Origin of the sequence: Rothia nasimurium (genome assembly GCF_035916755.1) — a bacterium.
Taxonomy (GTDB): Bacteria; Actinomycetota; Actinomycetes; order Actinomycetales; family Micrococcaceae; genus Rothia.
Window position 1 is genome coordinate 392690 of record NZ_JAYWIX010000001.1, and the last position, 18996, is coordinate 411685.

General features: G+C 58.4%; 18 protein-coding genes. 14 read left to right on the plus strand and 4 right to left on the minus strand.

Annotation, left to right across the window (positions count from 1 at the left end; genetic code table 11):
• The first annotated feature begins 57 nt into the window (after positions 1–57).
• The 9 genes from VSX42_RS01690 (at position 58) to VSX42_RS01730 (ending at position 10052) form a co-directional block, all read left to right on the plus strand.
• The gene (locus VSX42_RS01690; protein WP_326502678.1) at positions 58–1032 is read left to right on the plus strand and encodes an FKBP-type peptidyl-prolyl cis-trans isomerase; all 975 of its coding nucleotides are present in this window, start codon (positions 58–60) and stop codon (positions 1030–1032) included.
• A 38-nt stretch (positions 1033–1070) separates the two neighbouring features.
• Positions 1071–1472 carry an FKBP-type peptidyl-prolyl cis-trans isomerase gene (locus VSX42_RS01695; RefSeq protein ID WP_237185669.1) on the plus strand — a complete coding sequence of 134 codons (402 nt, stop codon included), beginning with the start codon at positions 1071–1073 and terminating at the stop codon, positions 1470–1472.
• Between the two features lie 72 nt (positions 1473–1544).
• Complete coding sequence (locus VSX42_RS01700; protein WP_326502679.1) at positions 1545–3494, plus strand: helix-turn-helix transcriptional regulator; 1950 nt, start codon at positions 1545–1547, stop codon at positions 3492–3494.
• Between the two features lie 114 nt (positions 3495–3608).
• Positions 3609–3956 (plus strand): hypothetical protein, encoded by a 348-nt coding sequence (locus VSX42_RS01705; protein WP_326502680.1) that lies wholly within the window; start codon positions 3609–3611, stop codon positions 3954–3956.
• 5 nt (positions 3957–3961) lie between these two features.
• Complete coding sequence (gene tatA, locus VSX42_RS01710; RefSeq protein ID WP_135013989.1) at positions 3962–4219, plus strand: Sec-independent protein translocase subunit TatA; 258 nt, start codon at positions 3962–3964, stop codon at positions 4217–4219.
• 102 nt (positions 4220–4321) lie between these two features.
• The gene (tatC, locus tag VSX42_RS01715; protein WP_326502681.1) at positions 4322–5170 is read left to right on the plus strand and encodes a twin-arginine translocase subunit TatC; all 849 of its coding nucleotides are present in this window, start codon (positions 4322–4324) and stop codon (positions 5168–5170) included.
• A gap of 108 nt (positions 5171–5278) precedes the next feature.
• On the plus strand, positions 5279–8119 hold the full coding sequence (locus tag VSX42_RS01720) for a DEAD/DEAH box helicase (RefSeq protein WP_326502682.1): 2841 nt from the start codon (positions 5279–5281) through the stop codon (positions 8117–8119).
• Positions 8120–8153: 34 nt separating this feature from the next.
• The gene (locus VSX42_RS01725) at positions 8154–9203 is read left to right on the plus strand and encodes a hypothetical protein (protein ID WP_326502683.1); all 1050 of its coding nucleotides are present in this window, start codon (positions 8154–8156) and stop codon (positions 9201–9203) included.
• 114 nt (positions 9204–9317) lie between these two features.
• Entirely contained in the window at positions 9318–10052 is a 735-nt protein-coding gene (locus VSX42_RS01730) for a polyprenol monophosphomannose synthase (protein ID WP_326502684.1), read from the plus strand.
• 64 nt (positions 10053–10116) lie between these two features.
• Here the strand turns inward: VSX42_RS01730 and VSX42_RS01735 are convergent, their stop codons facing one another.
• The 3 genes from VSX42_RS01735 to VSX42_RS01745 form a co-directional block, all read right to left on the minus strand.
• Entirely contained in the window at positions 10117–10455 is a 339-nt protein-coding gene (locus VSX42_RS01735) for an RNA polymerase-binding protein RbpA (protein WP_135011868.1), read from the minus strand.
• A 93-nt stretch (positions 10456–10548) separates the two neighbouring features.
• Entirely contained in the window at positions 10549–11673 is a 1125-nt protein-coding gene (locus VSX42_RS01740) for an SPFH domain-containing protein (protein ID WP_326502685.1), read from the minus strand.
• Between the two features lie 30 nt (positions 11674–11703).
• Complete coding sequence (locus VSX42_RS01745) at positions 11704–12162, minus strand: NfeD family protein (RefSeq protein WP_326502686.1); 459 nt, start codon at positions 12160–12162, stop codon at positions 11704–11706.
• A 227-nt stretch (positions 12163–12389) separates the two neighbouring features.
• Here VSX42_RS01745 and VSX42_RS01750 point away from each other — a divergent pair, with 227 nt between their 5' ends.
• Positions 12390–12773, plus strand: coding sequence for a DUF3054 domain-containing protein (locus VSX42_RS01750; protein WP_326502687.1), 384 nt, complete (start codon positions 12390–12392; stop codon positions 12771–12773).
• Between the two features lie 67 nt (positions 12774–12840).
• Here VSX42_RS01750 and trpD read toward each other — a convergent pair whose 3' ends face one another.
• Complete coding sequence (trpD, locus tag VSX42_RS01755) at positions 12841–13881, minus strand: anthranilate phosphoribosyltransferase (protein ID WP_326502688.1); 1041 nt, start codon at positions 13879–13881, stop codon at positions 12841–12843.
• 237 nt (positions 13882–14118) lie between these two features.
• Here trpD and VSX42_RS01760 point away from each other — a divergent pair, with 237 nt between their 5' ends.
• The 4 genes from VSX42_RS01760 to VSX42_RS01775 are packed head-to-tail and all read left to right on the plus strand — an operon-like array spanning position 14119 to position 18409.
• On the plus strand, positions 14119–14757 hold the full coding sequence (locus VSX42_RS01760) for a heme-copper oxidase subunit III (RefSeq protein WP_326502689.1): 639 nt from the start codon (positions 14119–14121) through the stop codon (positions 14755–14757).
• A gap of 52 nt (positions 14758–14809) precedes the next feature.
• Complete coding sequence (locus VSX42_RS01765; RefSeq protein WP_326502690.1) at positions 14810–15604, plus strand: cytochrome c; 795 nt, start codon at positions 14810–14812, stop codon at positions 15602–15604.
• 49 nt (positions 15605–15653) lie between these two features.
• On the plus strand, positions 15654–16745 hold the full coding sequence (locus VSX42_RS01770) for a ubiquinol-cytochrome c reductase iron-sulfur subunit (protein ID WP_185172913.1): 1092 nt from the start codon (positions 15654–15656) through the stop codon (positions 16743–16745).
• Positions 16745–18409 carry a cytochrome bc complex cytochrome b subunit gene (locus VSX42_RS01775; RefSeq protein ID WP_326502691.1) on the plus strand — a complete coding sequence of 555 codons (1665 nt, stop codon included), beginning with the start codon at positions 16745–16747 and terminating at the stop codon, positions 18407–18409. Before VSX42_RS01770 ends, VSX42_RS01775 begins: the two co-directional genes overlap by 1 nt.
• Positions 18410–18996 lie beyond the last annotated feature (587 nt).

The following is an 18996-nucleotide window of genomic DNA, read 5'->3' on the forward strand; positions in this document are numbered from 1 at the left end:
TACGCGGTGAAGAAAAGCGTTCTGCCGAAGAGCGCAACCTCAAGGAAAGTGAAACCAGTGAAGAAAAAGTCAGCCCTTTTCGCATCCAGCGGCGCCGTGCTCGCCCTCCTTCTTTCTGCCTGCGGTGGCTCCGGCAGCGGCAGTAGCCTCTCAGATGTTGACTACTCCATGAACGGGGCAACCGCCGAACCCTCGGTTTCCTTCGCAACCCCCTTCGCAGCTAATGGCACCGAAGCCTACAAGATTGAGGATGGCGACGGTGCCACCATCGAAGACGGCGATAGCCTGCTCGTTGACGCCACCGTCTTCAACGGGGCCGATGGCACCTCCCTGGGTACCACCTACACCGACGCACCCATGATTATCCCCGTGGGCGAAGACCTGAAGAACGCCGCCCCCGAGCTCTATGACATCCTGATCGGCTCAAAGGTCGGCATGTCCTTCTCTTACTCCACCAACATCGATACCGCCTCCACCTCAACCGCTGAGGCAACCCCCACCGTTTCAGCAGGCACCGCCACCAACGTTGAGGTCTACACCGTTTCCGGCAAGCTGCTCAAGAGCGCTGAAGGCACCGAGAACGAGAAGAAGTCATCCGCCCTGGAAAGCTTCTCCCTGGCTGATGACGGCAGCGCCACCCTGACCCTGTCAGCAGACCGCGGCGATGCCCCCACCGAGCTTTACACCGAAGACCTCATCACTGGCACCGGTGCAACCGTGAGTGAATCCGACACTATCTACGTCAACTACGTTGGTGTGACCTGGTCAGATGGCACCCAGTTCGACGGTAACTTCGGTGCTACCCCCACCGCCCTCTCCCTGAACGGCGTCATCGAGGGATGGAAGCAGGGCCTGGCCGGTAAGACCGTCGGTTCCCGCGTCCTGCTGGTAATCCCCAGTGAGCTGGCTTACGGTGAGGACGCTGCCACCAGCGGTGCCCCCGAAGGTGCCCTGGTCTTCGTGGTAGACATCCTGGGCTCCTCACCTACCCGCACCGCCGCAGCATCAGCTAGCGCCTCAGCCAGCGAATAAGACCTCTGTTATCACTTCATTAGAAAAGGTAAAACCTCATGTCATTTGGTCAGCGTAATCTCGACCGTAGCAAGCCCGAAATCGACTTCCCCGAAGGCGGTACCCCCGAAGAACTCATCATCATCGATGAGATTGAGGGTGCTGGCGAGGTCGTCGAGGCCGGCGACACCGTTTCAGCCCACTATGTGGGTGTAGCTTTCTCCACCGGTGAAGAGTTTGACTCTTCTTGGGGTCGCGGTGAGCCCCTGCGTTTCCAGGTCGGTGTCGGTATGGTAATCCGCGGCTGGGACGAGGGCCTGCTGGGTATGAAGGTGGGCGGCCGCCGTCGTCTGGAGATTCCCAGCGAGATGGCTTACGGTTCCCGCGGTGCCGGTTCTGCTATTGGCCCTAACGAATCACTGATTTTCGTGGTTGACCTGGTAGACGTCATCAAGCGTTAATTCTCGCTGCGGGCTTGTGCCTGCGCGTGTTTGGCCCCCGGTTCGAAAGAGCCGGGGGCTATCTTTATGTATGTGACTTCTAAAGCTGTTGAACGTGCTGCTGCCTTACTTGATGTGCTCTCGTCTGCCCCTTGGGGGCTGGACCGGGATGCTGTGCGCCAGCGGGTGCCGGGCTATGACCAGGCGGCCACCGATGCTGCGTTTGAGCGTATGTTTGAGCGCGATAAGCAGGTCTTGCGGGCCCTGGGTGTTGAGCTGGTGGCTGAGCGGGCTGATCGTTCTCGGCTGGGTTATGTGTATCGGCTTGAGGCTAGGTCGCAGGCGGTGGCTGATTTTTCAGCCCTGGACGTGGTGGTGTTGAGCCACTGTGCGCGAGCCTGGGAGGGTACCGAGGTGGAGCGGTTGGCTCGTGCTGCCCTGCTCAAGGTGGGTGCGAGTGTGGGCCAGCGTCTGGGCGGTGAGCTGGGGGAGCCTGCCCGGTTTACCACGGTTCCCGGGGTCGCTGAGTGCCTGGCGGCGGTGGCTGAGGGTAAGGGTGTGAGTTTTCGCTATGCCGGCAGGGACGAGGTGCGCGCGGTTGCCTGCTGGGGCCTGGGGTTGCGGTTTGGCCACTGGTACCTGGTGGGCTGGGATCGGGCCCGTCAGGGGCAGCGTATTTTTAGGCTTGATCGGGCGGCAGGTTTGTCTGTTCTGGCTGTTGAGGGGCCGCAGCCTCCTGCTTCGTTTTCGATGGTGCGGGAGTTAGCTGCCCTTGAGCCTGAGCAGGTTCCGCAGGTAGCTACCGTGCCCCTGCTGCCCGGGAAGGGTGCGGACGGGGTGCAGCTGGCTCCCTCCTACGGGGTGGTGGAGTCTGCCCTGCAGGCGATGAAGGGCGGACGCACCCACCGGATCCCGGAGGGTAGGTCGGTTCTTGGCGTGGTGGAGGACTACCAGCAGAAGGTCGCTGATGAAGAGGAAAGGCTTCGGCGGGAATTGCGGGCCTGGCATGCCCCGGTAGCCGATATTGCTCGTCCTGAACGGACTAAGGCCTGGAAGCCTGTAGCTGCTCAGCGGGCCCGTGAAAGTGCGTCTGACCAGCTCATGAAGCTTCTGCTCATGGTGTCCCTGATTGAGAGTACCGGGGGCCTGCCCCTTGCTACCTTGGCAGATTTCTTTTCAACGACGGAGCAGAAGGCCCGTACCCAGCTGGAAGGCTTAGCCAGCAGCCTTGGTTTCGAGTCTTTGAACCTAGACATTAACTCGGCTGGGTTTGTGACCCTGCGGGGGCAGCAGGTGCTGACCCGCGGTGTGTCACTGACTGAAACCGAGGCCCTGGTGCTGAGCCTGGCTCTTGACCTGTCGGCCAGCCTCGATACGGAGTCCTTTTACAGCCATCTGCGCCAGAAGGTATGGGCCTCGGTTGCTGCCGAGAACCGGCCCGAAGTTGCGCCCATGTCTGAACGGGTAGGGGTCTATCGGGCCGACCTTGACCCCCTAGTACAGCGGGCTCTTGATCAGCAGATTCCCCTCGATATCACCTACAGCTCCCACCGTTCTGTCTCCCGCCGCGTTATTGAACCGCTGGCCCTCATCGTTGATAACGGGCCCCGCTACCTGCAAGCCTGGTGTCGCTTGAGCGGGCAGGTGCGGCACTTTAGGCTTGACCAGATCTTGAGTATGGCCCCGGTCAAGGGTGATAGCTTCACCCAGCAGGTGCTGACTGGCCCTGAGACGGGGGAGGACGCGTCCGCTCCCGTTAGCCCTCGCAGCTGGCTCACCCAGCTGACCAGCGGCCAGGTAGCTGCCGAGATCATGATTCTGGCTGTCGCTAAAAGCCTGCCGGTAGCCCAGCGCGAAAAAACCCACAGCACCCTCTACCGCTACACCCTTGAAACAGCCGAAGAAAACGGTGTGACCTTCTACAAAATACCGGTCGCCCACACCACCTGGGCTCTCAACCTACTGATAGACCTGGGCCCGACCGTCCGCCTGCTTACCCCTGCCTACCTGCGGCAAGACCTACTAGAGCTACTGGGCGACTAGGGGTCACAAACAACTGACCGGGCACATTACTCACCCATATCCCAGCAGAATCGGTGCAAGCCCACAGCAAAATATTCTCAATACTAAAGCCGCTTGGGATATATAATTGTCACTATGCCTTGGTGGTTTTGGATAGTTTTGTGGACCGTGCTCGTCGTGAGCTCGCTCTGCCTGCTAGCCTGGCTGCTATACCGCGTCTTCCGCAAAGCCTTAGGGGCACTCGATGCCGCCCAAGACTGGGAGTCCAGCATTACAAATGCACTGGGGCAGGCCAACCACGCCCAGCCCCTCAGAGAAGAACCGCAACCGGCTCTTTTCACCCCCGTAGGAACCGCCTACGCAGACTACATCCAGGGCAAAAACACTCGAACGCTCGACCGAGCCCGCCGCCGCTCACAGCGCCGCGACGAACTCGGACAGCCCCAACTCGTCGGAGACCTCAAACGTCTTCAAGAAAGGTGACGCTCGTGCTCGGTAACCTCGGCCCCGTCCATCTCATCATCCTCCTTGTCATCATTATCCTGCTCTTCGGTGCCCCCAAGCTCCCCGGCATGGCCCGCAGCCTCGGCCAGTCCATGCGTATCTTCAAGTCAGAAGTTGACGGCCTGAAGAACGACTCTAAGAAGAACAACGAAGCAAACGGTGACACCAACGGCTCAGTCGTTTCCGGTGAGGTTATCAACAACCCCACCACCACCGACCAGAACAAGGGCTCACAGAACTAAGTTCTCGCCCCCCAGAGCGTTCGTGAGTTAACCGCCCGACCCGTGCCCTGGCCACCCAGGGCACGGGTTTATGGGCTCCCAGAGTTTCAGTAGAAGGCACCTATGGCTAAATCAACCAGCCGAAAGAATAACCCCCAGGCCACCATGGCCCTCGGCGAGCACTTTCGCGAATTCCGCAACCGCCTAATTAAAGCGGCTGTTGCTACCTTTATCTGCGCTATCGGCGGCTTCTTCCTCTACGAGCCCTTCATGGAGGCCATCAGCGCCCCGGTCTACGCCATCAACACCGAAGCTGGCCGCACCGCTGCCCTGAACTACTCCACCGCAACATCTCCCTTCGACCAGATGGTGCGTATCTCTCTCTATATCGGCCTGGTTATCGCAAGCCCCGTCTGGCTCTACCAGCTCTGGGCCTTCATCACCCCGGCCCTCTACCGCAAGGAAAAGCTCTACACCCTGGGCTTCACCTTCACCGCCATCCCCATGTTCCTCTTTGGAACCGTCCTGGCCTGGTGGGTGTTGCCCACCGCCGTCCGCACCCTGACCATGTTCAGCCCCGACGGTGCCACCAACCTCTTTACCGCCGACGTCTATGTCAGCTTTGTAGTCAAATTCCTGCTGGTCTTCGGCATCGCCTTTGTGTTGCCCGTCATTCTGGTAGGTCTCAACTTCATCGGTCTGATTCGGGGTAAAACTATTCTGAAATCTTGGCGCTGGGTTGTTGTTCTCGTTGCCCTACTCGCTGCTATGGCTGCACCAGGTAACGACATTATGTCGATGCTCTACCTCATGGTTCCCCTGATTTTCTTCTTCTTTGTCGCTATAGGTATCGCTATGCTCAACGACAAGCGCCGCGACCGCCGCAACGCCAAATTGGCAGAAGGCCTTACCGACGACGAGCTCAACCGGGCTACCAGCCTCGAAGAACTCGACCAGCTCGGTCGCTCCTAAACTTATCCCGCCCCGGCAGACCGTGCCGGGGCGGTTTTTTGTTCGCGCTGGAACGAAAGCTGACTGCGGGGTGCCCCTAGCCTAAATCTACCGCCTAAGATTAGACCTATGGCTAGCTACGCTGAACAGTACCTGCGCGCCAAAGAACGCGCCACCTTCTCAAAGACCGCTCTCTACCGCTTTGAGCAGACCCTGGGCTTTGACCTGGATGACTTCCAGCGGCGGGCCTGCACCTCGGTTGAGGACGGCCGGGGAGTGCTGGTCGCTGCCCCCACCGGGGCAGGCAAGACGATCGTGGGGGAGTTCGCTATCTACCTGGCCCTATCGCAGGGCAAAAAGGCTTTTTACACCACCCCGATTAAGGCCCTGAGCAACCAGAAGTACAACGACCTGGTGGCAGCTTACGGTGAGGATGCCGTGGGTCTGCTGACCGGCGACACCTCCATTAACTCCGAAGCCCCTGTGGTTGTGATGACCACCGAGGTGCTCCGCAACATGCTCTATGCAGATTCCGCCACCCTTGCCAACCTGGGCTATGTGGTGATGGACGAGGTGCATTACCTGGCCGACCGCTCCCGCGGGGCGGTGTGGGAAGAGTGTATTATTCACCTGCCCGAATCGATCTCTGTCATCGCCCTATCGGCCACTATCTCTAACGCTGAGGAATTCGGGGCCTGGCTCGATACCGTGCGCGGGCAGACCGACATTATCGTTTCTGAACACCGCCCGGTTCCCCTCTGGCAGCACGTGATGGTGGGCCGACACCTCATGGACCTCTTCGCAGGTGACACCACCGTTGAGGACGCCGCAGCCGCTACCGACCTGCCCGAGGTCAACCCGGAGTTGGTGCGGGTCGGACGCCGCCCCCGCCCCTCGCGCGGCCCGGGCGGCAAGTCCTTCTCCCGCCTGGGCAAGGGCAAACGTAATCGCAACCAGAGCTACCAGTCCCAGGGCTATGACCGCGAGCGCCGCACCAGCGCGGACGAGGCGAGCGCGCTCGTCCGCCCCCAGCGCATTAGCCGCCCAGAGATGATTCGCTCCCTCGATAAGGCGGGCCTGCTGCCCGGTATTTGTTTTATTTTCTCGCGGGTGGGCTGCGATGCTGCGGTGTCGCAGTGTATCGATGCTGATATTCGCCTAACAACCGAGGCTGAGGCCCAGGCCATTCGGGCCTATATCGCTGAGGCTACCGCTAGCCTCGAGACCAGTGACCTGGCCGTGCTGGGTTTTTACGAGTGGCGTGAAGGCCTGATGCGGGGTGTAGCGGCCCACCATGCGGGCCTGCTGCCGGTCTTCAAGGAGGTTGTTGAGACCCTCTTCTCTGAGGGGCTGATTCGCATGGTCTTTGCGACCGAGACCCTGGCGCTGGGCATCAATATGCCGGCCCGGTCGGTGGTGCTTGAGAAGCTGACCAAGTTCAATGGTGAGACCCACGTAGATATCACGCCGGGGGAGTACACCCAGCTGACCGGACGCGCCGGCCGCCGCGGTATCGACGTTGAGGGGCATGCTGTGGTTATGTGGCGTCCCGGTCTAGAGCCCCAGCAGGTAGCGGGCCTGGCCTCAAAGCGCACCTACCCCCTCAATTCCTCCTTCAAACCCACCTACAATATGAGCGCCAACTTGATTGCCCAGTTTGGCACTGAGCGCACCAAGAAGATTCTGGAAAGTTCCTTTGCCCAGTTCCAGGCCGATAAGTCGGTGGTGGGGGTAGCTTCTCGGGTGAGGAAGAACGAAAAAGCTCTAGCGGGTTTCGAAGAGGCGATGACCTGCCATCTGGGTGACTTTACCGAGTACGCCTGCATCCGCCGAGACCTCTCTGACCTCGAGAAAAAGTCCGAGAAGGGCCGTAGCCGTCTGCGGCAGTCCCAGGCGGTGGCGTCCGTCCTTGATCTGCTGCCCGGCGATGTCATCGAAATCCCTCGGGGCCGTAACGCGGGCCCAGCCGTGGTGCTGACCAGGGCTGAGTCTCTGGACGATCCGCGACCGTCCATCCTGACGATGGCGGCGCAGCTGCGCCGCCTTGACCCCCGTGACCTCGACGGGCCCGTCCTGCCGATTTCTAAAATCAAGGTGTCTAAGAAGTTCACCGGCAAGACCCCCAAGGACCGCCGGGACATGGCCTCTCGTATGCGCGAGGCCTTTTATCAGGGGCTTCCTGCCCGTTCGGGGTCTCAGAAGAAGTACTTTAACGAGCGCGAGCGCGGGGACGAACAAAAGATTGAAGAGCTGCGCCGGGCCCTGCGCAACCACCCCTGCCACGGGTGCTCTGACCGCGAAAATCATGCCCGGTGGGCTGAGCGCTGGTACCGCCTGTCGCGTGATACCGACGGTTTGCGCCGTCAGATTGAGCGGCGAACCAACACCATTGCCCAGGTCTTTGAGCGTATCACTCAGCTGTTGGCTAGCTACGGTTACGTTGAGACGGTGGAGGGGCGTCGCGTGCTCACCGCCCGGGGGGCCTCCCTGCGCCGGGTTTACGGTGAAAAGGATCTGTTGACCTCCCTCTGCCTCGAGGACGGCTTCTTGCAGGGCCTTGACCCGGCTTCTACCGCTGCGGTGGTCTCAGCCCTGGTCTATGAGGCAAAACGCGATGAGCTGGGTCTGCTCTCTCGCTACCCCGGTCATGGGGTTGAGGGGGCGCTGATGACGGTGCTGAAGAACTGGAGCAAGCTTAACGACGCCGAAAAACTCCACCGGCTACCGCAGACCGCCTCGCCTGACTTTGGTATGGTCTGGCCCGTTTATAAGTGGGCGCGGGGCAAGAGCCTCGCCCAGGCTATTGATAGTACCGACCTGGCCGCTGGAGACTTCGTGCGCTGGACCAAGCAGGTCATCGACAGCCTTGATCAGATTGCCCATGTGGCATCGTCTGACCCCCAGCTGCGCACCCAGTGCGAGGCCGCTATCAACCTGCTACGCCGCGGCGTGGTAGCAACCCAGCTTTAGTCTGTTTTACTGTCAGTATTGTGAAAGGACGGCAATGATGCCCGCAACTGTCATGCTCGATGGCTCTATCTACAGCCCCGCTGACCCCTTCGCTACCGCCCTGGTCATGAACGAGGGGCAGGTGGAATGGGTAGGGCAGGACGCCGGTGCCCGCTCTATCGCGGATTCCTCCATGACCGTGCAGGAGCTGGGCGGACGCCTGCTCACCCCCAGCTTTGCCCTGGCAGCGGCTTCTACGACCGGGGCGGACGCTCCCACCCTGCTCGATGAGCTAGCGGCAGCTGGCTACGGTTACGCCCGCCTGCTACTGACTGATTTCGCGCAGGAGCTCCCGGCGGCGCACCCTGCGGTAGCTGCTGACTACTACCTCCCCGTAGACAACCTTGACGGGGGCAGGGAGCTACCGGCGGGCGTCCGCGGTATCTTTGTCTCAGCACCGGGAGAACTCAGCTCGCAGTTACTGGCTTCGCTGGCAGAAGAGCATCTGCAACTGATGCTGGTGGTTAGCGACGAAAACCAGGTGGGGGAGTACCTGGCTCACCTGGTGCCTCTTGACGGCCTCACCCGTCTACGTATCAGCCCCAGTCTGGAGGGCCTCACCGAGCTAGCCCAAGACGATCTTGAACAAGCCAAAAACCTACAGGTCACCCTCGGTTTCTCAGGCGACTTCGACCGCTCCGGCGAAGCCTTTGGCCGGGCCCTAGCTGCAGGGGCTGCAGTAACCCTAGGGTCAGACCCCGGTAACCGGCCCTCACTGTTGGGCTGGGAGCTGGTCAACGCCGCCGTTAACCCCACCCAGACAGAACAGGCAGTATCGGCTCGCGCCGCTTTTGCCGCCTGTACCCGCGCTGTCTACCGGGCGGCGTCCGCCCCCAACCCCTTCACCGGCCAGCTCGTGCCCGGAGCACCCGCCCACTGCGCCCTCTGGGGCATCACCGAACTCATCGTGCAGACCCCCGACAGCCGCATTGCTGCCTGGAGCACCGATCCGCGCGCCCGAACCCCCCTGCTCCCTGTCCTGGCCCCCGACGTACCCCGCCCCGAGCTGGTCAGCCTGTACCGCAGTGGCCACAAAGTGGGCTAGGCGTCACCTCAGACCCCGGCCCGCGATACACGCTTAGGCACCTGCACCCTATATAATGAAAAACTGGTTTACAAGCCATCCCACGATTCGGATGGGCCATGACAAGGAGACCGCATGCGAGTACTAACCGTGATTCCTACCTACAATGAGAAGGAAAACCTTCCCATCGTAGTAGAGCGCCTGCGCGCAGCCGTGCCCGACTGCGACATCCTCGTCGTCGACGACAACAGCCCCGACGGCACCGGTCAGCTTGCCGACTCCATGGCAGCAGAAGACAGTCACATCAATGTCCTCCACCGCACCGTCAAGGACGGCCTGGGTGGCGCCTACCTGGCAGGCTTCGACTGGGGCCTAGAAGCTGGTTACGACGTGCTCGTTGAGATGGACGCCGACTGCTCCCACCAGCCCGAACAGCTGCCCCTGCTCCTGCAGGCTATCGAAAGTGGAGCCGACCTGGCTATCGGTTCCCGCTACGTACCCGGCGGCAAAACCAAAAACTGGCCCCTGCACCGCCAGATTCTTTCCCGCGGTGCTAACCTTTATACCCGCCTGATTCTGGGCACCAAGGTCAAAGACATCACCGCCGGCTACCGCGCCTACCGCCGCGAAGCCCTGCAAAAGCTAAACCTCGAAGGTATCGACTCCAAGGGCTACGTCTTCCAGGTCGATTTGGCCTGGCGCTCCGAGCAGGCCGGCCTGAAAATTGTAGAAGTACCCATCACCTTTGTAGAGCGTGAAATCGGCAGTTCCAAGATGGACGGCAACATCATCGTTGACTCCATGACCAAGGTAACCCGCTGGGGCCTGACCGCCCGAGCAGAGCGCGTCCGCTCCCTGATCAAGAAGTAATACCAGCTGATACACGAAGGGCCCCGCCAGATAACTGGCGGGGCCCTTTACTTCCGGGGCTAGTCTAGAGGGCGTGACGCTCCCGGTAAATCTCAAGACGCTGCTGCAGGGTCTCTTCAAGTTCTTCTACACTACGGCGCTCAAGGAGCATGTCCCAGTGGGTACGAACAGGCTTTTCAGCGTTCTCTTCGACCTTGCCGTCGCCAGAAACCAGGAAGGCTTCCTTGCCGGACTTGGCGGTCCAGGTCGCGGGAATCTCAGCTTCCTGCGCGAAGGTAACGAATACTCGTTCACCGTCTTCGGTGCGGTACTCCACACGCTGGCGGGGAGCCGGCTCCACGCCTGATTCGGTTTCCATTGACTGTGAACCCAGGCGCATACCGCGCAGGCTGCGATCGCTCATTTTCTTCCTCCATAAACGGTGACTGAAGTGCTTGCAGGTTTGTGACTACTCAAAGGCGGGTAAACCCTGCAGGCCAAATACCCATTATAACCTTTAGGTGCCGGGGGTGTGGGGGTCTGTGCCCTCAGCTGATTCGCCGGTAGGTAGCTCGCCCTCCTGAGGAATTTCAACGCCGCTATCGAGCTTGTCGAGGTTGGGGTTGAGGTCTTCAGGGGTCACGCGGATCACCGGGGTATCGACTAGGGGAGAGGACGGGGGAGTCGCAGGGGTAGACACTTCCTCGGTCTCAGATGTGCCCTCATTACCCAGGGGCGAGAAGGCGTTGCCGATACCGCGCAGGGCATCGCCCAGTTCGGTGGGAATGAACCAGAGTTTATTAGCATCGCCTTCGGCCAGCTTGGGCAGGGTCTGCAGGTACTGGTAGGTCAGCAACTTCTGGCTGGGGTTCGAGGCGTGGATAGCGTGGAAGACCTTCTGGATAGCCTGGGCTTCACCGTCAGCGCGCAGGATAGCAGCCTTAGCATCACCCTCAGCGGTCAGAATCTGGGATTGCTTTTCACCTTCTGCTCGTAGAATCGCAGCACGGGAGTCACCTTCGGCGGTCAGAATCTGGGATTGCTTCTGGCCTTCTGCGGTCAGGATTGCGGCTCGACGGTCACGCTCTGCTCGCATCTGCTTTTCCATGGAGTCCTGGATGGAGTGCGGGGGCTGAATTTCCTTGATATCGACGCGGGAGACACGAATGCCCCAGCGGCCGGTGGTGCTGTCAAGAACCCCTCGCAGCTCGCTGTTAATCTGGTCGCGGGAGGTCAGGGTTTCTTCGAGGTTAAGACCACCGACGACGTTGCGCAGAGTGGCACTGGTAAGTTCATCCACAGCATGGATGTAGTTGGTGATTTCGTAGGTTGCCGCCTTGGGGTCAGTCACCTGAAAGTAGACCACGGTATCGATACCGACGACCAGGTTATCTTCGGTGATAACGGACTGGGCGGGGAAGGACACGACCTGTTCGCGCAGGTCAATGAGGGGCAGGACGCGGTCGATAAAGGGAACGGTGACGTGGAAGCCGGGGTTGAGGGTGGTGTGGTACTTACCCAGACGTTCGACGATGCCAGCACGGGCCTGGGGAATAATGCGCACAGCCTTGAGCAGGGTGATGAGCACCAAGAGGACGAGGGCTGTCAGCAGGATGGTTGTGGTGATAGTTGAAGTTGTCATAGGTTACGACCTTAATCTTTAAGTTAAAGGTTATTTTGTGCTGTGAGGAGCTAGATAGGCGGTTGCGCCGCGAATGGCTACCACGGTTGCAGTTGATCCTTCAGGGAGAACCAACTGGTTGCTTTCAGATCGGGCTGTCCACGTATCACCGGCGATACGGGCAAGACCGGCCTGTTCAGTGACAGTTTGGGTTACAAGGGCATCCTGGCCAACCAGACCGTCAGAGTTCATTGCAATATTGGGTGAGCTTTGATGGAAACGCTTGATAAGCGGTGGGCGGAGCCCCAAGAGAAGGGCGATACTAACAATCGCAAAGAGAACAACCTGCCCAACGAAAGAATCGAGGAAGGTGGTACTCAGTGTTGCCGACAGGGCAGCTAGGGCCATCATCAGAAAGACGAAGTCGAGCATCAAAATCTCGATAATGGCTAGAACAATCGCAGCGGTGAGCCAGAAAGCCCAGAGGTTCTGTGCGAACCAATCAATCATGTGTACCTCCCACAGGTCGGTGTGTGTTAGTACTTATCTATTCTTCCTGATGCTGTTTCGCCATGCTAGTCATTACGTGAGATATAAGGAGATTTGACCATCTCAGCAAGGCTTTCTACAAAGCCGATAATATACATTATGTAAAGTAAAGCTAAAAATGCTCCCCTAGATACCCTCGACTAGACCCGCAGCTGCTGAGCTTAGCGCTCCTGCGTTAGAGTAAAACTATGCTCAGTTCAGTTAATTCAGGTAAATATTTTTCCCAGCCGGTTCGCGCCGTGGTTGACCTGGCTCTCGTCCTTCTTTTTATTACTATCGGGCTCACCAGCCACCAGGAACCGCTGTCCCAGCTATTACCCACCGCCGCACCTTTCTTGCTGGCTGCCTGTGCTGGTCATATTGGCGTGTGGGCTGTGAGCTCCAGGCGGCAGCTTCCCCTCTTGCTTGAAGGCTTTATGATGTGGGTCAGCACCCTGGTGCTTGGGATTGGTCTGCGCCTCTCCTTTGGTGATACTGCCGCAACTGCTTTTGTTCTTGTCTCAGCTCTTACTCTCCTGGTTTTCCTGGTGGGCTGGCGTCTTGTCCTTTGGCTTGTACGCTGCAAGGCCTAAATTTCTCGATGTAGACAGTCTTTAAAAAGGTGTGGCCCCAGAAAGTCTGGGGCCACACCTTTTGTTGTTATTTACTGTTGCTGTAAGCAATCCAACGTTCAAGTACAGCCTTAGCTTTACCTGATTCTACTGATTGGCGAGCATCCTGCAGGGCTTCCTCAAAGCGCTCTGCGAAAGGCCTGTTGTCAACCGGGCGGTAAGCAGTCAGGCCTGCCGCGGCGTTCAATAGAACCGCGTTGAGGATTGGCCCGGGGGTCCCATTGAGAACCTGGTGAACAACCTGGGCGTTATGCTGGGCGTCTCCCCCGCGTAGATCCTCCAGGCTGGCGCATTCAATACCAAAATCGGTGGGGGTTAGTGAATGGTGCTCAACTCCCCCATTGAAGGTTTCCCAAACTTGCGACTCGCCGGTAATGGTAATTTCGTCCAGGCCGTCATTCCCGCGGAAAATCAGGGCGTGGTCGCCGCGGGAAGCGAAAACGGCGGCGATTTTCTCGGCCATCTCAGGGTCTGCTACACCAATGGCTGAAGCCCGGACCCGAGCGGGGTTGGTCATGGGGCCAAGATAATTGAAGGCAGTGGGGACGCCAATGGAGCGGCGGGCAGGCGCTACGTGTCGCATGGAGGGGTGGAACACCTGGGCAAACAGGAAGGTTATACCCGCAGCATCCACCGCACCTGCCACATCTTTAATGTTTAGGTTTAGATTTATGCCCAGCTCAGCCAGTACATCTGCACTTCCACTTGATGATGAAGAGGCTCTGTTGCCGTGCTTAATGACGGGCACACCCGCCCCCGCAATCACCAGTGAGGCCATAGTGGAAATATTGACGGTATTCTGCTGGTCTCCCCCGGTACCCACAATGTCTACAGCATCTCGGGTGACTTCTATGTGTTCTGCCTTGTCAAGCATGCCCTGTGCTAGCGCGGCAAGCTCTTCAGGGGTTTCACCTTTAACATGAAGTCCAACCAGGAAAGCTCCGATAATAGCGTCCGGGGTTGAACCCGCCATGATGTCTTGCATAGCCCAGTTAATCTGGTCTGACGAGAGGTCCTGCTGGGCTACGAGTTGATTGAGAATGAGTTTCCACGTGATGGTGCCTGTCATGGCTCACATTCTACGGCTCTTTTAGCCCCCGAGCGAGCTCGTGAGACGGATGTCCGCGGGGACTTTCCACACCAGGGTGGCTGGTCGTTGGGTTACGCAAGTTTTACACACAACGTGTCGCCAAGCCTGCACTAAAACCCCTAGATTAGGGGGAAGATATGCAGGATTTACAACACACCTCCTAGCAAACCCCCTTACCTATTGGTTCACGGGCACTTTTACAGACATAATGTCTATGTGACAACTGCAACCCATACCCCAAGTAAGTCGGCACACGCCGCTCTGAATCGACCCAACCAGGTGTCTGTCGGCACCGTCGTTTGGCTTGCCTCAGAGCTCATGTTCTTCGCCGGCCTGTTCGCAATGTACTTCACTCTGCGCGCTTCTCGCCCCGACATTTGGGCTGAGAACACCCCGCTGCTTGAAGTCCCTCTCGCTCTCGCCAACACTATCGTGCTGGTGCTGAGCTCCGTTACCTGCCAGTTTGGTGTTTTCAAGGCTGAACAGCTCAAGCCCCGCCGCACCGGTTCCCTCCTCAATGTCCGTGAATGGGGCATGGTTGAGTGGTTCCTGCTCACCTTCATCATGGGTGCGTTCTTCGTTTCCGTCCAGGCTTACGAATACGCAAACCTTGTAGCTGAAGGTATGACTATCGCGTCAAGTGCTTACGGCTCAGCTTTCTACATCACCACCGGTTTCCACGCACTCCACGTAACCGGCGGCCTGATCGCCTTCCTGCTGATCATCGGCCGTGCCTATGTTGCTAAGCGTTTCGGTCACTACGAAGCAACCTCAGCAATTGTTGTTTCTTACTACTGGCACTTCGTAGACGTCGTCTGGATCGCCCTGTTCCTTATCGTCTACTTCCTCAAGTAACCGGTAACCGCTAAAAGTAAACCAACTAGCACACACACAAAGGAACAACGACGTGAAGGCACTTTCTCAAAAGCGACGTCATCCGCTCGCAGCTCTCGTGTTGCTTGCCCTTGCCCTCCTCCTATCTGGTGGCCTCTACGCAGTTGCCACGGCTACTAACGAGGCTCAAGCCGCTACAAGCACCACCTACACTGCAGAAGACATCTCAGAAGGCCAGAAACTCTTTCTAGCCAACTGTGCAACCTGCCACGGTACTAATGCAGAAGGCTCAGTAGACGGCCCCTCACTGATTGGTGTTGGCGCTGCTGCTGTTGACTTCCAGGTAGGCACCGGCCGCATGCCCATGCAGATGCAGGGCGTTCAGGCTCAGCTGAAGCCCGGCCAGTTCAACGATGAGCAGACTAAGCAGCTCGCAGCCTACGTTGCATCACTCGGTGCAGGCCCTACCATCCCCGAAGAAGAGTACCTCGATGTTTCCAAGGGCGATGCAGCCAATGGCGCAAAGGTATTCCTCGCAAACTGCGCTATGTGCCATAACGCTGCTGGCGTTGGTGGTGCACTTACCCGCGGTAAGTTTGCTCCTACCCTGATGGGCGTTTCAGAAAAGCACATCTACGAGGCTATGGAAACTGGCCCGCAGAACATGCCTGTCTTTAACGATGCAAACATCACCCCCGAAGAAAAGCGCGATGTCATTACTTACCTGAAGTCACAGGAAGTTAACGCATCTGTTGGTGGTTTCAAGCTTGGCTCACTCGGCCCCGTGTCTGAAGGTTTTCTGATCTGGACCCTCGGCCTGGTCATCGTCATTGCATTCACCCTCTGGCTGACTTCACGAGCTGCATAAGCTCACGCACACACATAAATTTCGTACCAAGGAAGATTTGAGGCAACACATGGGAAACCATAGTGACGGCGCACATGAAAAGGCTGCCGTAGTTACCTCTCAAGAGGCAAGTCAGGAGAAGTTCGCTAACCCCGGACTTCCCCCGCATGCTCCCCGACTCACCGACGTCGATTCCAAAAAAGCTAAGGGTGCCGAGCGACAGGTAGTTCTGCTATTCGTCATCTCCATGCTGGGCTCCCTGCTTTTCTGGATTGGCTACTTCGGTGTAGAGGTAAGCGGCAACTTCTACGATGTCATGAACCCCGAAGCAAACAACATGCTTCGTCTGCAGAACCTTCTGCTGGGTCTCGGCATCGCTTTTGCCATGTTCGGTATCGGTATCGGTATCGTCCACTGGGCACGCTCACTTATGCCCGACCACGAAATGGTCGAAGAGCGTCACGCGGTTACTTCTGAAGAGGACCGCGCAGAGGCTCAGGAAATCGTTGAAACCATCATCGAAGAATCAGGTATCAAGCGTCGCCCGCTTCTTCGTAACACCCTCATCGGTTCCGTTATCCTCGCTCCCCTGACCTTCGTCACCCTGTTCCGTGACCTGGGCCCCGCAGACCCCTCAGTACTCAAGTACACCCTGTGGGACGAAGGCGTCCGCCTCGTGCGCGACCCCTCCGGCACCCCCATCAAGGCTGCCGACGTTACTCTGGGCTCTGCATACCACGTCCTGCCCGAAACCCTCTCTAGCCTGACCCACGAAAACGGCTACCTCGAGGAAAAGGCCAAGGCCGTTGTACTGCTTATGCGTCTGGATCCCGCTGACATCAAGAAGGTCACCCCCGGTCGCGAAAACTGGAACGTTGACGGCATCTACGCCTACTCCAAGGTTTGTACCCACGTAGGCTGCCCCATCGCTCTGTACGAGCAGCGCACCCACCACCTGCTCTGCCCCTGCCACCAGTCAACCTTTGACGCGGCAGAAGAGTGCAAGGTTATCTTCGGCCCCGCAGGTCACGCCCTGCCCCAGCTGCCCATCGCAGTTGACTCCGAAGGCTACCTGGTCGCCCAGAGTGACTTCCACGAGCCCGTTGGCCCCGGCTACTGGGAGCGTGCAAAGCACATCAAGGAAATGGCAGGTGAAGCATAATGTCGACTTCAATGCAGTCTGATTACAAGGCAAAGACCTCAACCGGTCGTATCGCCCACTACGTTGATCAGCGTGTTGGTGCTTCAGGCATCATCAAGGAATTTGGTCGCAAAATCTTCCCCGACCACTGGTCATTCATGTTCGGTGAAGTTGCGCTCTACAGCCTGGTTATCCTGATCATCTCAGGTACCTTCCTGACCTTCTTCTTCAACCCCACCATGGTGTCGGTAACCTACGACGGTTCCTACGTCCCCATGAAGGGCACCCACATGTCTGCCGCTTACGCTTCTACCCTGGACATCTCCTTTGACGTCCGCGGTGGTCTGCTCATGCGTCAGATTCACCACTGGGCAGCTCTGATGTTCATGATGGCCATGACCGTGCACATGCTACGCGTCTTCTTCACCGGCGCCTTCCGCCGTCCTCGTGAACTGAACTGGGTTGTTGGTTGTACCCTGCTCATCATCGGTATTCTGGCTGGCTTCACCGGCTACTCACTGCCCGATGACGTGCTCTCAGGTAACGGTCTGCGCATTATTGACGGTATTTTCAAGTCAATCCCGCTGGTTGGTACCTACATCTCGCTTTTCTTCTTCGGTGGCGAGTTCCCCGGTACCGCTGTGATTGGTCGCCTCTACACTCTGCACATCATGATTATCCCCGCGATGCTTCTGCTGCTCGTGGCTATTCACATGTTCATGGTTGTACTGCATAAGCACACCCAGTACCCCGGCCCCGGCCGCACCGAGAACAACGTTGTTGGCTTCCCCGTAGGCCCCGTCTATGCAGCCAAGGCTGGCGGTTTCTTCTTTATCGTGTTCGGTATCATCGCCTTCCTCGGCGCAACCTTTACCATCAACGCGATTTGGAACTACGGCCCCTACGACCCCTCACCGGTACAGGCCGGTACCCAGCCTGACTGGTACGTAGGCTTCGGCGACGGCGCCCTGCGTCTGTGGCCCGGCGTCTGGCCCTGGCCCTGGGAATTCGAGTTCCTCGGTGGCACCTGGGTTCTGAGCGTCCTTCTCCCCTTCGCTCTGATGGCTGGCTCAGTCATGATGGCCATGGTCTTCTGGCCCTGGATTGAGCAGTGGGTTACCAAGGATAACCGCGTCCACAACATCCTGGACCGCCCCCGCAACGCCCCCTTCCGTACCGGTGTGGGTGTAGCAGGCATCATTGGCTACGCGGCACTGATGATTGCAGCAAGCTCCGACCTGATTGCAACCCACTTCCATGTCTCGCTGAACGATGTCGCCTACTGGCTCCGCTTCACTTTCGTGTTCGGTCCCCTCATCGGCTTCTTCATCACCCAGCGCATCTGCCTGGCTCTGCAGCGTAAGGACCGCGAGCTCGTACTGCACGGTATCGAAACCGGTAAGGTCGTCCAGCTTCCCCACGGTGAGTTCATCGAGGTGCACAAGCCTCTCGATGAATACCGCCGCTACGAGCTGGTCTCCTTCGAATCACCTGAGCCCATCCCGGCTCAGCCCAACAAGAAGGGCAAGGTTGGCCTGATCGAGAAGACCCGCGCAGGTCTCTCAAAGATTTGGTTCGAAGACCGCGTAGTTGCCGTAACTCCCGCTGAGCTCGAAGCAGCTCACCATGAGCACCACGGTGCACATGAGGTTGACGGCCACAAGGCCGACTCAATCGAAAAATAACATACGGTTGTAGTAACAGTGTGGGGCACCCCGTAAGGGGTGCCCCACACGTGTTTTAACGGGATAACGCTGGCCCTGCGTGATTAGTTGATCAATGATTGGCCCTTCGATGCCTCTACGGGCTTCCTGGGCCTTTTTAGGAGCCCAAAACTAGTTGTTGTGTTTACTTCTGTTCCCCCTACATGGCTATGATAGTTCTGAAAAAGTTGCGCACTCCCAAGGCCGCGTGTGCTGGAACCGCTCTGCGCAAGATGCAGGGGGATGATCCAGAGGGAAATGAGGCGGCTCTTCCCTAGCTCACAGGAAGCTTATCTTTGAACTGCTTTTCTGTATATCGAAGGTGCAGGCCAAAGCGCGCCGTTTCAACCGGGGTGCGTGGCGCAGAGTGCCAGCCACAGGTATGGTCTCCTATCTCAGGGGGCTATGCTGGCGGGCGCTCTTGGCCGGTAATCACATTAGTTATAGATTCTATAAGTGGTTCGGCGTGTCGCATCCTTAGAGTGGGTGGGCAGGGTCAGGCTGGCTCCTGTGCCGTCCTGTGCCGTCCTGTGCCGTCCTGTGCCGTCCTGTGCCGTCCTGTGCCGTCC

Coding starts and splice junctions, on each gene's coding strand:
- VSX42_RS01770 (WP_185172913.1), top strand. CDS start 15,654: ATGGGAAACCATAGTGACGGCGCACATGAAAAGGCTGCCGTAGTTACC.
- VSX42_RS01745 (WP_326502686.1), bottom strand. CDS start 12,162: ATGATTGATTGGTTCGCACAGAACCTCTGGGCTTTCTGGCTCACCGCT.
- VSX42_RS01725 (WP_326502683.1), top strand. CDS start 8,154: ATGATGCCCGCAACTGTCATGCTCGATGGCTCTATCTACAGCCCCGCT.
- VSX42_RS01740 (WP_326502685.1), bottom strand. CDS start 11,673: ATGACAACTTCAACTATCACCACAACCATCCTGCTGACAGCCCTCGTC.
- VSX42_RS01750 (WP_326502687.1), top strand. CDS start 12,390: ATGCTCAGTTCAGTTAATTCAGGTAAATATTTTTCCCAGCCGGTTCGC.
- VSX42_RS01705 (WP_326502680.1), top strand. CDS start 3,609: ATGCCTTGGTGGTTTTGGATAGTTTTGTGGACCGTGCTCGTCGTGAGC.
- VSX42_RS01695 (WP_237185669.1), top strand. CDS start 1,071: ATGTCATTTGGTCAGCGTAATCTCGACCGTAGCAAGCCCGAAATCGAC.
- VSX42_RS01720 (WP_326502682.1), top strand. CDS start 5,279: ATGGCTAGCTACGCTGAACAGTACCTGCGCGCCAAAGAACGCGCCACC.
- VSX42_RS01730 (WP_326502684.1), top strand. CDS start 9,318: ATGCGAGTACTAACCGTGATTCCTACCTACAATGAGAAGGAAAACCTT.
- VSX42_RS01775 (WP_326502691.1), top strand. CDS start 16,745: ATGTCGACTTCAATGCAGTCTGATTACAAGGCAAAGACCTCAACCGGT.
- trpD (WP_326502688.1), bottom strand. CDS start 13,881: ATGACAGGCACCATCACGTGGAAACTCATTCTCAATCAACTCGTAGCC.
- tatC (WP_326502681.1), top strand. CDS start 4,322: ATGGCTAAATCAACCAGCCGAAAGAATAACCCCCAGGCCACCATGGCC.
- VSX42_RS01735 (WP_135011868.1), bottom strand. CDS start 10,455: ATGAGCGATCGCAGCCTGCGCGGTATGCGCCTGGGTTCACAGTCAATG.